This is a genomic window from Companilactobacillus nuruki (assembly GCF_002872255.1).
Taxonomy (GTDB): Bacteria; Bacillota; Bacilli; order Lactobacillales; family Lactobacillaceae; genus Companilactobacillus; species Companilactobacillus nuruki.
Window position 1 is genome coordinate 1 of the sequence record NZ_NIPR01000010.1, and the last position, 15,106, is coordinate 15,106.

Annotated in this window: 15 protein-coding genes; 7 read left to right on the plus strand and 8 right to left on the minus strand. The window is 33.9% G+C overall.

The window, feature by feature from the left end:
• Positions 1 to 335: 335 nt before the first annotated feature.
• Complete coding sequence (locus CBP76_RS04670) at positions 336 to 794, minus strand: GtrA family protein (RefSeq protein ID WP_102195783.1); 459 nt, start codon at positions 792 to 794, stop codon at positions 336 to 338.
• A gap of 2 nt (positions 795 to 796) precedes the next feature.
• On the minus strand, positions 797 to 1,252 hold the full coding sequence (locus tag CBP76_RS04675) for a flavodoxin (protein ID WP_102195784.1): 456 nt from the start codon (positions 1,250 to 1,252) through the stop codon (positions 797 to 799).
• Positions 1,253 to 1,381: 129 nt separating this feature from the next.
• On the opposite strand from CBP76_RS04675, the gene map reads away from it, so the two are divergent.
• From map to galU, 3 genes are read left to right on the plus strand one after another with little or no spacing between them, the layout of a single operon-like run.
• Positions 1,382 to 2,176, plus strand: coding sequence for a type I methionyl aminopeptidase (gene map / locus CBP76_RS04680; protein ID WP_102195785.1), 795 nt, complete (start codon positions 1,382 to 1,384; stop codon positions 2,174 to 2,176).
• A gap of 15 nt (positions 2,177 to 2,191) precedes the next feature.
• Positions 2,192 to 3,151, plus strand: a complete 960-nt coding sequence (locus CBP76_RS04685) for a YihY/virulence factor BrkB family protein (RefSeq protein ID WP_245865599.1) — start codon at positions 2,192 to 2,194, stop codon at positions 3,149 to 3,151.
• Positions 3,151 to 4,068 (plus strand): UTP--glucose-1-phosphate uridylyltransferase GalU, encoded by a 918-nt coding sequence (gene galU, locus CBP76_RS04690; protein ID WP_102195787.1) that lies wholly within the window; start codon positions 3,151 to 3,153, stop codon positions 4,066 to 4,068. Before CBP76_RS04685 ends, galU begins: the two co-directional genes overlap by 1 nt.
• Here galU and CBP76_RS04695 read toward each other — a convergent pair whose 3' ends face one another.
• Complete coding sequence (locus CBP76_RS04695; protein WP_102195788.1) at positions 4,069 to 4,353, minus strand: hypothetical protein; 285 nt, start codon at positions 4,351 to 4,353, stop codon at positions 4,069 to 4,071.
• Positions 4,354 to 4,446: 93 nt separating this feature from the next.
• Between CBP76_RS04695 and CBP76_RS04700 the strand changes: the two genes are divergently transcribed.
• From CBP76_RS04700 to CBP76_RS04710, 3 genes are read left to right on the plus strand one after another with little or no spacing between them, the layout of a single operon-like run.
• Positions 4,447 to 5,601, plus strand: coding sequence for a thiolase family protein (locus CBP76_RS04700; protein ID WP_102195789.1), 1,155 nt, complete (start codon positions 4,447 to 4,449; stop codon positions 5,599 to 5,601).
• The gene (locus CBP76_RS04705) at positions 5,598 to 6,839 is read left to right on the plus strand and encodes a hydroxymethylglutaryl-CoA reductase, degradative (protein WP_102195790.1); all 1,242 of its coding nucleotides are present in this window, start codon (positions 5,598 to 5,600) and stop codon (positions 6,837 to 6,839) included. The genes CBP76_RS04700 and CBP76_RS04705 overlap by 4 nt, the downstream gene beginning before the upstream one ends.
• Positions 6,839 to 7,993: a hydroxymethylglutaryl-CoA synthase gene (locus tag CBP76_RS04710; RefSeq protein ID WP_102195791.1), complete on the plus strand. Its 1,155-nt coding sequence runs from the start codon at positions 6,839 to 6,841 to the stop codon at positions 7,991 to 7,993. Before CBP76_RS04705 ends, CBP76_RS04710 begins: the two co-directional genes overlap by 1 nt.
• Before the next feature lie 1,298 nt (positions 7,994 to 9,291).
• Here the strand turns inward: CBP76_RS04710 and CBP76_RS04715 are convergent.
• From CBP76_RS04715 to CBP76_RS04725, 3 genes are all read right to left on the minus strand, one after another.
• On the minus strand, positions 9,292 to 10,089 hold the full coding sequence (locus tag CBP76_RS04715) for an RlpA-like double-psi beta-barrel domain-containing protein (protein ID WP_102195792.1): 798 nt from the start codon (positions 10,087 to 10,089) through the stop codon (positions 9,292 to 9,294).
• Between the two features lie 178 nt (positions 10,090 to 10,267).
• Positions 10,268 to 10,747: a nucleoside 2-deoxyribosyltransferase gene (locus CBP76_RS04720; protein ID WP_102195793.1), complete on the minus strand. Its 480-nt coding sequence runs from the start codon at positions 10,745 to 10,747 to the stop codon at positions 10,268 to 10,270.
• Positions 10,748 to 11,164: 417 nt separating this feature from the next.
• The gene (locus CBP76_RS04725; RefSeq protein WP_102195794.1) at positions 11,165 to 12,196 is read right to left on the minus strand and encodes a branched-chain amino acid aminotransferase; all 1,032 of its coding nucleotides are present in this window, start codon (positions 12,194 to 12,196) and stop codon (positions 11,165 to 11,167) included.
• 196 nt (positions 12,197 to 12,392) lie between these two features.
• On the opposite strand from CBP76_RS04725, the gene CBP76_RS04730 reads away from it, so the two are divergent.
• Positions 12,393 to 13,244, plus strand: coding sequence for an alpha/beta hydrolase (locus tag CBP76_RS04730; protein WP_102195795.1), 852 nt, complete (start codon positions 12,393 to 12,395; stop codon positions 13,242 to 13,244).
• Between the two features lie 142 nt (positions 13,245 to 13,386).
• Here the strand turns inward: CBP76_RS04730 and CBP76_RS04735 are convergent, their stop codons facing one another.
• Positions 13,387 to 14,646 (minus strand): replication-associated recombination protein A, encoded by a 1,260-nt coding sequence (locus CBP76_RS04735; protein ID WP_102195796.1) that lies wholly within the window; start codon positions 14,644 to 14,646, stop codon positions 13,387 to 13,389.
• 30 nt (positions 14,647 to 14,676) lie between these two features.
• A complete protein-coding gene (locus tag CBP76_RS04740) occupies positions 14,677 to 15,030 on the minus strand; it encodes a YisL family protein (RefSeq protein WP_102195797.1) in 354 nt (117 codons plus the stop codon).
• Positions 15,031 to 15,106 lie beyond the last annotated feature (76 nt).

Genomic DNA, 15,106 nt, shown 5'->3' on the forward strand with positions numbered 1-15,106 from the left:
TAAAGATAATATTCTCATCTTTCATTTCAAGAGCGTTTCGTATAGACTTATTACTTAGGGACATCATTCAAATTCCTTTCATTGTGAAGCTGTAGAGGGTAGAACATCTAAAGGTATGGATGGTGTCTTTTTGATGTTCTAAAATAGTTTTATTAATAAATGGTATACAAAAATAGAGTTGATGGCAAAATGCCTATCAACTCTATTTATCGTACAGCCTGAATTTCAAATTTGTTCGGAAAGAACATTGTTGATATCAATACAGACTATTTTTATATATGTTTAAAAACGTAGAATAGAATCATTTACACTTGCCGTAATTTTAAGTAAGAATCCTAATATTCATTACGATTTCTGTTTTCTTTTAAATTCTTTAACCGTTCGATCAAATGACGATTATTATAATTGAAAATTAGTTTTGATGAGAAGTAATTGAACAATCCCACAATAACTTGATCAATTGCTTTAATAATTAAATTATTCCAAGGAAACACAAGAACAGCCACGATCATGAAAAAATCATCAAATACCAATGAGAATATTCGTGATATTAAGAATACTAAACCTTCACGGAAGAGCTTTTTCAAGTTTTCCATTTCGGATTTAAAAACGTATAACTTGGTAACAAAGAAAGAAAAGAAATTCGAGATGAACCAAGCAATAGTATTAGCTATCCACAACGTGATATGAAAATAATTATGTGATAAATCAAATATACCAATATTTATTAATGATGCCAAAAATCCAAAGAAACAATAAACTAAAAAATTACGATATTTTTTTAAAAAGTTCATCTTTAAAGGTCCATTTCTTGAGCCTTTTTATATATTTGCTCGGCCATATTATCAAGATGTTTAATATCTTCTTCTTCAGGATCTAATTCGATTTTTACTAGGTCGGCACCTTTAGTGGCACCAACGGCGTCAAATACCTTATCGAATTCTTCAACTGCACGACAGAAATCCTCATAAAATGTATCGCCAGAGCCACAAACACCATATACTTTTCCAGTCAAATCAAGGTCCTTCATATCATCGTAAAAGTCTAGAGCTTCATCAGGTACGATTCCTTGGTCATAAGTATAACTGGCAATTACACAGATATCGGAGCTTTCAAAATCTGCTGCATCAGTTTGAGATACTTCACTCATTTCGACATCACAGCCAAGGTCTTCAAATTTTTCTGTTAAAACGTATGCGATATCCTCATCATTACCAGTAATACTGGCATATACGATTTTTACTTTTGTCATATTAATATGTCGCCTCATTTATATATATCTTGAGATATTATAGCAAAAATTAATATGGTCGGCTATCTAATTCCAAAACTACTAGAATGTTATAATAGTATTAATATTTTTGAAGGGACATGTAAAAAAGTGATTACATTAAAATCTGCAAGAGAAATAGAAGGAATGCGTAAGTCCGGAGAATTATTAGCTAATACTCATATTGGTTTACGCGATATCATCAAACCAGGCATCTCTTCAATGGAAATTGAAAATTTTGCCAATGACTATATCGTATCTCATGGAGGACGTCCATCTGAAAAGGGGTTTGAAGGTTATAAATATGCCACTTGCGTTTGTGTCAACGATGAGGTCGCTCATGGTATTCCACGTAAAAATTTAATTCTAAAGAGTGGAGATGTCTTGAAAGTAGATATGACCGTCAACTTGGATGGTTATGAAAGTGACTCATGTTGGACTTATGCCGTAGGGGATATTTCTGATGAAGATCAAAAATTAATGGATGTTACTAAAAAAGCATTATATTTGGGCATTGATCAAGCGGTTGTTGGTAACCGTTTAGGTGATATTGGTTATGCAATTCAGCATTATGTTGAAGATGAGAATCATATGGGAGATGTCCGTGATTTGATTGGTCATGGTATTCAGCCAACAATGCATGAAGCACCAAATGTTCCTCATTATGGTGAAGCTGGTCAAGGTTTAAGATTACGTGAAGGTATGACGATTACAATTGAACCAATGGTTAACTTAGGTACATGGGAAATTAAAGATAAATTCGTTAAAGCTGATGGTTGGGAATATTTTGTATCCGCTGATGGAACAGATTCTGCACAATATGAACATACAATTGCTATCACTAAAGACGGCCCTAAGATTTTGACATCGCAGGACCCCGATTATGATGCAAAGTATTTACTATAATAATTGGTGTGAATAATGGAAAAAAATAAACAGCAGGTGCCACTATTTAAACAACCGATTTCTAGAAAAGAAAAGTTAACCGGTTTTGTAAAATCTGTTACTCAAGCCATGACGGATTCAAATGTTCCAATGGCTTCCAAAGCAATTACATATTATATTCTTTTGGCATTGTTTCCAGCAGTAATTGTTGTTGGTAACTTGATCCCATTATTACGTTTGGATAAACCAACTGTTATCAGCTATATTGAATTTATCTTACCTGATGATTTACATCATTATTTATTGCCAACTATTGTCAAAGTGCTATCAAACTCTAATAAAGGTATTTTGTCAGTAGGTATTATTGTGGCACTTTGGGCGATTTCTCGTGGGTTAAATATTACACAAATGACCTTGAATGAGGCTTATGGACTGGATGTTAATAGCCTGTTTGTTGAAAAAACTTTTTTGAACTATATCATTCGTCGTGGTTTAGCTTTTGTAACAACGGTGATGTTATTGATGATTGGTATGGCAGCAATTATAACGTTTACATTTGGCCAACTTTTTTTAAATTGGCTCATTCCATTGCTACGAGTGAATTCACGGATTTTAGATGAATTTACAAGATGGAAATGGCCGTTCGCAATTGTTATAATGTTTTTGATCGTTTTTGCTTTATTTTATTTTTTACCTAACGTTCATCTGAAATTTTATTACATAATAACGGGAACGATTATTACCAGTATTGGCCTTTTGGGTTTGTCACAGCTATTTTCATATTATTTGAAATACTTTGGCTCAGCTTGGGATAATTATGGTGCAATCGGCGCTATTATTGTGTTCTTATTGTGGATGAATATGTCAGTGACGATCTTTTTATTTGGAAATGCAATTAATGTGGCTTTTGCTGAATCGATTGGTGGTCCATATTTAAGGATAAGTACTGGTAGATTAACTAGTTATTTGCAGTCGCATGAAAAGGAGAATAATTAATGAAAGTCAGAAAAGCAATTATACCAGCAGCAGGATTAGGAACAAGATTTTTGCCAGCAACTAAGGCACTAGCAAAGGAAATGTTACCAATCGTTGATAAACCAACTATTCAATTTATCGTTGAAGAGGCCAAAGCTTCAGGTATTGAGGATATTTTGATTATCACTGGTAAAAACAAACGTTCAATTGAGGATCACTTTGATGCTGCACCTGAATTGGAACAAAACCTTGAATCAAAACATAAGACAGAACTACTAAAGGTTGTTCAAGATACAACTAATTTGGGTGTTAACTTGTATTACAGTCGCCAAGCTCATCCAAATGGGCTAGGAGATGCTGTTGCACAAGCTAAGTCATTTATTGCCGGCGAGCCATTTATTGTTATGCTAGGCGATGATTTGATGGAAGATAAGGTTCCATTGACAAAACAATTGATTAACGATTATGAAAAAACACATGCTTCAACAATTGCCGTTATGAAGGTTCCAGAAAAAGATGTTTCTAAATATGGTGTCATTGATCCAGAAGGTGAAAATGAACCAGGACTTTATAATGTTAAGAAATTTGTTGAAAAACCTAAAACTGAAGAAGCTCCAAGTAATTTAGCTATTATTGGTCGTTACTTGTTAACACCAGAAATTTTTGATTTATTAGAAACTCAAAAACCGGGTGCTGGTAATGAAATTCAATTAACTGATGCCATTGATCGTATGAATAAAACCCAACGTGTCTTTGCACATGAGTTTAAAGGTAAGAGATATGATGTCGGTAATAAGTTTGGTTATGTTAAGACTAATATTGAATACGGTTTAACTCATCCCGAGGTCAAAGATGAATTGAAAGATTATATTTTGGGTCTTGCTAAGGAATTACAAGCTGATGATAAAACTGCTAATAACAAAAAATCTTCAAAATAATTAACCGAGTAATAGGCAGTCATCAGTAACTCTGAAACCAAAGAGTTGCTGGTGGCTGTTTTTGTTATTAAAAAAAATGGGCATTTCATAATATTCTTTTTTATTCAAAAGAAGTAAAAATTCCCAATTTTTTAAACCACGCATTGAAGTTGAGGTTTTCAAAATGATTTCATCATCATTAACTTCTAGGTCAACGACAGCTAACCTGTTATTGTCGACTTCAATAAAGACACGATTATTTTTTTTGAAATCATTTAACAATAAGATTAAATCAATAGTACGCATAAGAATTCTCCACCGTTTTATTTGTTTTTATTGTTTAATTAAATTATCATTAAGGCTTAAGGATATTCTACCAAGTTTGAAGGGAAAAGGATTATGGATCCGATTGTAATTATTGATGCAAAGAGAACAGCTATTGGTAAATTTAGAGGTCAATTTGCTAACTTAACTGCTGTTCAATTAGGAACAAAGCTTGTTTCAGAAATATTGAACAATAACAAGATTGACCCCAAATTAATAGATCAGTTTATTTTTGGCAATGTATATCAAACTGGAATGGGCCAAAATACTGCTCGTCAAATTGAATTAGATGTTGGTGGTCGAGTGGATGCTACTGCTATGACAATCAATCAAGTTTGTGGATCGGGTATGAAAGCTATCTATGAAGGCATTTCCGCTATAACAATGGGAAATGCTGAAATTGTTATAGCCGGTGGTGCTGAAAGTATGTCTAATGCGCCTTTCTATGCCCCTAGAACTGGGAAAATGGAAGTCAGTCCTAAATTGTCAGATACTCTGTTTAATGATGGTCTAAATGATGCGTTTAATCATATGCCAATGGGTATTACAGCAGAGAATGTGGCCAAAAAATACCATATAACAAGAGAACAGCAAGATGAGTTTGCCTATAATTCACATCAAAAGGCACATCAAGCAAAAGAAAAATTGGCTCAAGAAATTTTACCAATTGAGGTTAATGGAGAACAAATAACAACTGATCAGTCGATCAGACCAACAACAACTTTAGAACAAATGGGTAATTTACGAACGGTTTTTGATAAAAAGGGAACCGTAACAGCCGGTAATTCTTCGCCAATCAATGACGGAGCGGCTGCACTTATTCTAATGCGTGCTAGTCGTGCTAAAGAATTGGGTCTTAATTATGTAGCTGAGATTACTGGATATACTGAAATTGGAATAGATCCTAATTATATGGGGTATGCCCCTTATTATGCGATAGAAAAGTATTTCAAACGCTATCAAGTTCAAAAAGATGATTTTGATTTGTTTGAAATAAATGAAGCTTTTGCTTCACAAGCGGTTGCAGTTAGTCGTGATTTGGAGATTCCAGCCAATCAATTAAACATCTACGGTGGAGCGATTGCATTAGGACATCCACTGGGAGCAACTGGTGCGCGAATGATTGCTACATTAATCAATTCATTACAGCAGGAAAATAAAAGAACCGGATTGGCCTCACTTTGTATTGGTGGTGGCATGGGTATGGCTATGGGTGTGAAATTAGTATGAAAATCTATGAATTGACTGATGAGCAAAGAATTAAATACCTGATAAAGAATGGTTATATAACAGAATCTCAAGCTGAATTGTTACGATGTCGGCAAACCATTTCGACCGATGTTGCTGATAGTCTTAGTGAGAACCAAATTGGCAGTTTCAGTTTACCTTATGGATTCGCAACAGATTTTTTAGTTGATGGAAATGAGTATTTGGTTCCAATGGTAATTGAAGAGCCGTCAGTGATTGCTGCCGCTTCAAATGCCGCAAAAAGAATAAAGAATAGTGGCGGATTTAGAACTTTTCCAACTGATAGGATTGTATATGGACAGATAGTTTTAGAAGATATATCCGATGAAATTGTTGCACAATTAGAAAAACAAGATTCTGAAATATTTGAATTTGCTCAAAAATCTCATCCAAGTTTGATTAAGCGTGGTGGCGGTGTAGTATCTTTGAAATTTAATCGCTATGACAGCTTTTTTGAAATTGAACTGGGAATTAATACTGTTGATGCCATGGGAGCTAATTTAGTTAATTCTATTCTGGAAAAAACAGCCCATAAAATATCTGATTTAGTTTCTGGGGATATTTTGTGTAGCATTTTATCTAATAGTGGTCAGGGGCAGGTTATTACAGTTGAAACAGACATAGATTTTGCCCAATTAGCTACAAAAACGATGTCAGGCGATGAAGTAGCGAATAGGATAGTCAAACTATCGGATTTTGCTAAAGAATCCGTTAAAAGGGCTATTACCCATAATAAAGGTATCATGAATGGAATTGATGCAGTTCTTCTGGCAACTGGAAATGATTTTCGGGCCCAGGAAGCGGCAGCACATAGCTTTGCCTATGAATCGGGGCATTATCAACCATTCAGTGAATGGCATTTAAAAAATAATAAGTTAATTGGAACTTTAAAGATGCCAATTGAATTGGGGAGCGTTGGTGGAGCCATCAAAGCCTTACCATTGGCGCAACTTAGCCTAGAAATTATGAAAATAAAAAATAGTAAGCAATTGCAGTCAATTGTTGGTGCAGTTGGATTAGCCAATAATTTGTCAGCACTAAGAGCCTTAGTAACAACTGGTATTCAAGCAGGGCACATGGGACTACAAAGCAAATCTTTAGCCGTTTCTGCGGGTGCAGTTGGTTCAGAGATCCAACAAGTCTCACAAATCTTGAATCAAACTAAGAATTATACGCTTGAAGATGCAAAAAATATTTTGTTGGAGTTGAGAAAAAAATAATGAGTATAGGTATTGATAAAATAGGCTTTTATGTACCAAAAGAATATATTGATATTGTGGAATTAGCTCAAGCCAGAGATGTTGATCCTAATAAATTCACCATAGGTATAGGTCAGGATAAACAAGCAGTGCCAGAACCTTACCAAGATGCAGTCACAATGGCAGCTAGTTCAGCTGATAGTATTCTAACTGCGGAGGATAAAAAAGATTTAGGACTTTTGATTGTTGGAACTGAAAGTAGTGTGGATGAATCTAAATCAACTGCCGCTTTCTTAATGGACCTTTTGGAATTGCCAGAGGATATTCGTTCGTATGAAATCAAACAAGCTTGTTTTGGTGCGACTGCTGGTCTACAGGCGGCTTATGATTTTGTTAGCTTGAATCCGGATAAAAAGGCTTTAGTTATCGCCTCAGATATTGCTCGCTATGGGATTAAAACTCCTGGAGAGGTAACACAGGGAGCTGGGTCAGTGGCAATGATTATTAGTCAAAATCCAAGAATTTTGAAATTAGATCATAAATCAGTTTATATGACACGTAATGTTGGCGACTTCTGGCGTCCAACTTTTTCTAAAACAGCGTTTGCTCGTGGAAAATATTCTAATGAGGTTTATGTAGAATTCTTTGAAACTCTTTGGAATAAATATCAAACTAAATATGATGTTACAGCTGACGATTTTTCGACGATGTTATTTCATATTCCTTATACGAAGATGGGAACTAAGGCCTTAAGAACAGTAGAGAAGAGTGTTTCTGCTGACAAATATAAAAAATTAACAAAGCATTATCAAGAGAGCATCAAATTTAGTCGTGAAATCGGTAACCTATATACGGGTTCACTTTATTTAGGATTATTGTCTTATTTAATAAATGCTGCTCAGGAGAATGAAAAAGTATTATTATTTAGCTATGGTTCGGGTGCTGTCGGAGAATTGTATAGTGCTGAGATTCAACCAGGCTTTGAGAAAATGATTGATAAAAATTTAATCCTGGATGAAATGAAAAGTCGTCAAAAATTGAGTATACCCGATTATGAAAAAATTTATCAAGTAGAGTACAAAAATGGCACAATGGTAGATCCAAGTGAGGTTGATACCAAATTTTATTTGAGTGCCATTAAGGAGAATGAACGTTTATATAAAAAGTTAAAATAAAATGTTGTAAGCGCTTACCGATTGTGATATATTAAAGACGTGGTAAGGATGAAGTGCTAGAACTGTAAAACTAAGAAAGGATTTTGATTAAGAAGATTTTATCGTTTCTAGGAGATGGTAGGATTAGAAATAAACAAAATAAGATTGAAGTATTACAGCTCAACGGCATTTGAGGGACTAGTGATAAAAGTTAACATAAGATCGACCTAATTAAGATAGTCGCACGAATATCAATACATAATTCATTAGGATCCTTTAGTTGAACGAATTATACAAAAGTACATAGTAAGATATGTTTCAGGTAGTAAGATTCATTTTATTAGATTCATTTAAACATTGATGAAACTGCAGTAATTTCATCTTGCCACTTATATCTAACTAGGGACCCTTCGGAAGAAGGGTTCTTTTTTATTGGATTTTTTAGGAGAGTTAATTATTGTAAACGCTTTCTAAAGATGCTATATTATAGATGTGGTAAAGATGAAATGTCATAAACTGTAGCCCTAAAAACATTTTGATTCAGAAAGTTTTATCGTTTCTGATGGTAAGATTAGTACAAAGCAAAGGAAAGTTAGAGTTTATACAGTTAAAGGACATTCTTGGAACTGGCGACAAAAGTTAACATAAGATCGACCTAATTATATAAGTAGTCGCGCAAACTCAATACATGATTCGCTAGGATCCATTAATTAAAGTACATGTTTATATAGAAAGATATGTTTTTCAAAGTAGTAAGATTCATTTAAAGTTTAGATTCATTTTAACGTTGATGAAACTACAGTAAATTTCATCTTACCACTCATATCTAACTAAGGGTCTCCTCATAATAGAGGGGGCTCTTTTTTTATAGGTAAATTTTTCAAGTTTATTTAATTTTATAATTATGACTTTTTAATGAATTTTTTATCAGAAAATTGTAACCGCTTCAGAAAAATGATATATTATAAATGTGGTAAAGATGAAGTGCCAGGAACAGTAGCTCGTAAGAGTTTGTACAGTTCAACGGCATTTTAGAAACTAGCGGCAAAAGTTAACATACGACAGATTATTATTTTAATAAATCTCACAATCTCAATACGTGTTTCGCTAGGATTCTTTAGTTGATTAAAAGATGCATATTTACAGAGAGATATGTTTTTAGTAGTAAGATTCTATTTGATGAAACTGCAGTAGATTTCATCTTACCACGCATATCTATGGAGGCCTTCGATGAGAGAGGGTCTCTTTTTTATACAAAAAAATCGATTTAACAACTATTTAATAGTTATTAAATCGATTTTTCATTTAATATTTTACGATTATCCGATTACTTGAACAGTAATGTTTTGACGACCAAATTGTAATGCTTGTGAGTTAGGCATAGCTATATCTAATTGATTAGGATTACTATAAGCAAAGAGGCCAGTATCATTAACAACACGATCATAAACTGTACCGTCGTTTGCTGTAATTCTTAAGTGTGTTCCCTTAGGGAATTTTGACAAGTTAGCTGCTACACCGCTGTAACCCATACTTGAGCCTAAAACAGCAGGGTCATAAGCAGTTGCTGACATTGTCAATGTTTCTTTAACGTTATCATTTGTAAGGAATTCAGCTTTAATCCAACAGTTTCCCAAGTTATACCATAAGTTTCCTGAAACATCAGTTTTACTTCCGGCAACTTTATAAGCACCACCATCGTTTACAGAACCTACATAATTTCCGTTAGGGGCATCATAGATATTAACGTTGCCACCATTACCTTTAACATACATGACAGTATCTAAGGGTGTTTCAACTGAATTGGTTGAAGAGTCATTTGATGAAATCCATTGATTTGTACTTACCTGATAGTAAGTAACGCCATCAACGGTTGCAGTTTGATTGAATTGCCATGAGGTTTGATTACCTAATGCTGAACCTGTAGCGGAAACATTTCCTTCGTTATCAGGTGTTGAATAAACTTGTGCGCCATTGGCATTTGAGACATAAACGACACCACTGGTATTTGATGTTGAAACAGTTGCAGCATCAACAGTTTGTGTTTGTACACTTACCCCAATCAATGCGAGTGTTGTTACTGTAAAAATAGATGCTACAAAATTTTTGATCTTCATTATAAAATGATTCCCCCGAATTAAAAACGTGAATTGTTTTACTAATTTTCTCAACGGAAATAATCATATAACGTCTGGACCATGAAATGTTGAATATTACCCAACTGTAAATTAGTTATAATGAGGCTGTAAAGACTATGTAATTGAATTGAAATACAAATATGTCAAAAAAATGAATTTATTTTTTAATATATTTACTTATACCATCTAACATATCATCGATGTTGTTAACCATGATACCGTTCATTTTAATTAAACCGACGGTATAATTGTTAATATAGGCAAAGGGATTTTCACCCAATCCCTTTACGGCTTCAAGCTTCTCAGGATTTTCAAAACCATGCTGACGTAAGTCAGTGTATACCCCGATAACAGGGATATCTTTACCAAATGCCAGGCCAATTTCTGAAGCAACGCCGTCGTCCATTGTGTCACCGTCTAAGATTGCTACTACCAAATCAGAGGAAAGTAATTCTTTATTATCTTCCTGAGCAATTTTGATTGAATCGGCATAGTTCATTTTGTCATTAATGTCACCATTTTCTTGAGGAAGATAAACCTCAATGCTTTTATCCATCTTTCTGATTTTGTCGACCACGAATTCATTGAACATACGATCTGCTAAAGCAAATAAACCATTGGCAAAATAAATTTTCATTTAATAATCCCTCTTTCTATTAATCGTTCTGTAATATCTTATCATTATTGATAATAATGATGGGAAAATTATATCGAAACATAACAGTAATTGAATAAGAAAATGTTTCGACTTTTGATAATATATTTTACATATAGGGAATTAATTCTATTGTTAAAACAATATACAATATCCAACGTAAGATTTAATTGGCATAAAGTCCTTTATTATATGAAAGAATGAAATCCAATAGAATTGGAATGATAACATTAATAATTCTGGGGACGGGTATTTTAATATTCAAAATAAAGGTGAGGGAACTGTCAATTAGATCCTGCTATTTCACAAATTCGTGTTTGCATTATCAATGAGACACTAATTTTTCAATAATATAATAAAAACGTCATGACATCCCCTTGTCATGGCGTTTTTAGTTAATTATTCAACAACTTGAATCCAACCCTCTGGAGCTTCAACGGTACCGAATTGAATACCAGTTAAGGTTTCATATAGTTTCTTGGTTACGGGACCAACTTCAGTTTCACTGTAGAAGACATGAAGGTTGCCATTATGTTCTAAACCACCAATTGGTGAAATAACAGCTGCGGTTCCACAAGCTCCAGCTTCCTTAAATTTGTCTAGTTGATCTACGTAGACGTCTCCTTCTTCGGCACCAAGTCCTAATCGGTTTTTGGCCAACCAGAGTAGGGAATATTTAGTAATACTTGGAAGAATTGAAGGTGATTTAGGAGTAACAAAAACATCATCCTTGGTAATTCCAAAGAAGTTAGCAGAACCAACTTCTTCAATTTTTTTATGTTCAATAGGGTCCAAGTAAACGCAGTCAGCAAAACCATTGTCATGTGCTTGAGCACCAGGATATAGGCTGGCAGCATAATTACCACCTACTTTGCTTTGACCAGTTCCCTTGTGGGCTGCACGATCATATTGAGAGGTAGTAAAGTTAACTGGTGTTAAACCACCCTTAAAGTAATTACCAACAGGCATTGCAAAAATAGTAAAGATATATTCTGGAGCGGCGTGAACTCCAATTTGTTCACCAGTACCAATAATTAATGGACGAAGATAAAGCGTAGCTCCGTTACCATAAGGAGGAACAAAATCAGCATTAGCCTTAACAACTGATTTCACAGCTTCAACGAATTTGTCTTCAGGAAAGACAGGCATCAAGAGACGTTCACAAGAATCTTTCATACGTTTTGCGTTACGGTCGGGACGGAATAATTGAATTTTGCCTTCAGGTGTTCGATATGCTTTCATACCTTCAAAAGCAGCCTGTCCGTAATGTAAGACTGGTGAAGCCTCACTGATATGTAGTGTACTGTCTTCAGTTAAACCAGCATTTTGCCATTCGCCGTCTTTCCAATAAGCAGTAAATCGATAAGGTAAATCCATATAATTGAAACCTAAATTGTTCCAATCAATTTTCTTTGCATCAGCTTTTGCCATTTTTTGTATCTCCTTTGTTAAAGTAAATCTAATAAATTAAAGAATTATTAAATTAATTAGATTCATCATAATTAACATGTTCCTTAGTGTCAACAACAAATTTAATTTCTTAAATAAATTATCAGAGGTTATTTTTGGTAACTTAATTAATTGATAGATACAATAGGCTTGAGGTTTAATATCAGAAGGTGAAGATATGACTAAAAAGAGGATTATTTGGATATCTATATTAAGTATATTAATTTTTATAGGGGGACTTCTAGGATTTAGTAAACATACTGAGGCAGTTAATAAAAGTAATTATATACAAAGTTCGACACCGACAATTTTTTTTCATGGTTATGGTAGTAGTTTTAATGCCGAAACTCAGATGACTGAGGCAATCAAAGATGCTGGAGCCACAAGTAAAATCGTTCGAATCAATGTTAGTCCTAATGGATATGCCAAATTGATAGGTACGATTCCTAAGGGAACAAAGAATTTGTTAGTTGAGGTCAATTACGACAATAATAAAATGACCAATTATCATACAGCAGGTCTATGGGCCAAAAACGTAATTAAATTATTGCAGGAGAATCTTAAGTTTAAGAGTGTTAATTTGGTAGGACACTCTATGGGAAATATGGCAATTAATTATTATATTTTGGATAATGCTGGGAAAAAAGGGTTTCCAAAAATTAATAAAGTAGTTGATATTGCTGGCCATTTCAATGGAATTTTAGGTATGAATGATAAGCCTAATCAGATGAAACTATCAAATAATGGAAAACCTAAGAAAATGGATAAGGACTACAAGGAATTATTAAAATTAAGAAAAATTTATCCTCAGAATATCGATGTATTGAATATTTATGGGGATAAAGGTGATGGAACTCATTCAGATGGAGCTGTTAGCAATGCTTCATCGAAGTCGTTAAAGTATTTAGTTAGTGGAAGAGCACGTTCGTATCACGAAAAGAAAATTGTTGGAAAGCAAGCTCAACATAGTAAATTGCATGAGAATAAACAAGTGGATAGGATATTGATTGATTTTTTGTTTAAAAAGTAGTTATTTATTTAAATATTTTTAAGAAAAGAAAGCTGTCACTAAACCACATAAATTTGCAGTAAAAATAGAAAAAAAACAGTCCCTAATAATCATATTTCGATTAATGAGGACTGTTTTCTTCTCTCTATTTTAAAATACATTTTTAATTATTATAATCATCTTGATAAATGTATTTATGCAATTTTAAATATTGTTCTTCTAATTTTTTCTCATTCTTATTATCTTTTGGATAGTAGTAGCGACGTCCGATTAATCCTTTGGGCATATAATTTTGTTGGGCAATTTGATGTGGAGATGCAAAGGGGGAATCTATTAAACCGCCACCAGTGATTTCTTCTGAATGTTTGTAATGCATGTCACGTAGTCCCCTTGGCATAGGGTGTTCATTGGGATGTTCAGTATCTTTATCCAATTTTTCCCAAATTTCATCAAATGATCCAGACTTTGGAGAAATACACATCAACATGGTGGCAAACATGAGCGGATACTTGGCCTTTGGCATTCCAACTTTTTCTGCCTGATTAGCGGCAATCACTATTTGGGTAACTTGTTGGGGATTAGCCAAACCGATGTAAGTATAAGGAATCTCGCGTAATCTACGAACGACCGATGGCAAATCATTATTCTTCAATAATACAGCTAAATAGTATAGAGCAGCATCGGTATCAGATCCCGCCATTGAATCGGAATAAGCAGAAAGATAATCATAATGCTTGGTAGCCTTTTTATCATAATTAAAGTGTTGTTGCTGAGCAAATTTTTTCACATTTTCAGAGGTTATATTGGGACTAATGGCATGAATTGTTTCTAAAGCATTCAAAGCAATTCTTAAATCACCATCAGCTGAAATAGCGATCAAATTCAATGCTTCAATTTCAAATTGTTCATCAGTTAGTTTATAGATATCAGTTACAGCCCGTTTCAGCATGGTTGTGATATCTGCATCGCTTAGAGATTTAAACTCAAAGATTTGTGAACGGGAACGAATAGCCGGAACAATCGACATGATTGGATTTTCAGTCGTCGACCCGATTAACATAACATGACCATTTTCTAAATAAGGTAGTAAAAAATCCTGTAAAGTTTTAGTCATTCTATGGATTTCGTCAATTAGCAAAACAAAAGAATCATCAGGATATTGATTGATTTGGTTAGTCAATTTGGCTTTATTATCGGTTGAAGCATTGAATGATTCAAAAGGATAATTATTTTGTTTGGCAATAATTTTAGCCAAAGTAGTTTTTCCAGTGCCAGGTGGCCCCCATAATAGTAGAGGAATATTTACATGTTGGTCAATTATCTGTCTTAATGGTTGTCCAGGACTTAACAGTTCCTGTTGACCGACCATCTGACTTAATTCCTGAGGTCTCATTTGATCAGCCAAGGGTGTTTTAAATGACAATTTTAATTCCTTTCTTGTGCGACTTTAAAACTATTGAACAAATGGATACCAACCTGCTAAAGCAAAACCTATCAAAGCTGTAACAAGGCAGAAGATAACCACCGTCCAAATTAGAGGTCGATTAATTGTTTTTTGAGATTTTCGTGCAAAGGCAATTTCAGTTAAAGCAATGAAAATAATTGCTACAATAATTTTAACTACCAAAAGAGTAGGCTCAACTGACCACGCTCTGAGAGCTAATTTGATACCAGTAGCAATAATTACTAAATAGCCAACTCGAGTAATCATTTCGTAAATCTTAGTATTTTTACTCGTAAATAAAGCCAAAAGAATCATTACAGCCATCACTAGCCAAGTTATTAAATGTGTCCACAACCAAATCATATAAAAGCCTCCTATAGTTATTACCATAGTAACATTAGAATTAGATGAAGAACCGTAATTGATCTTGAACTGTTGC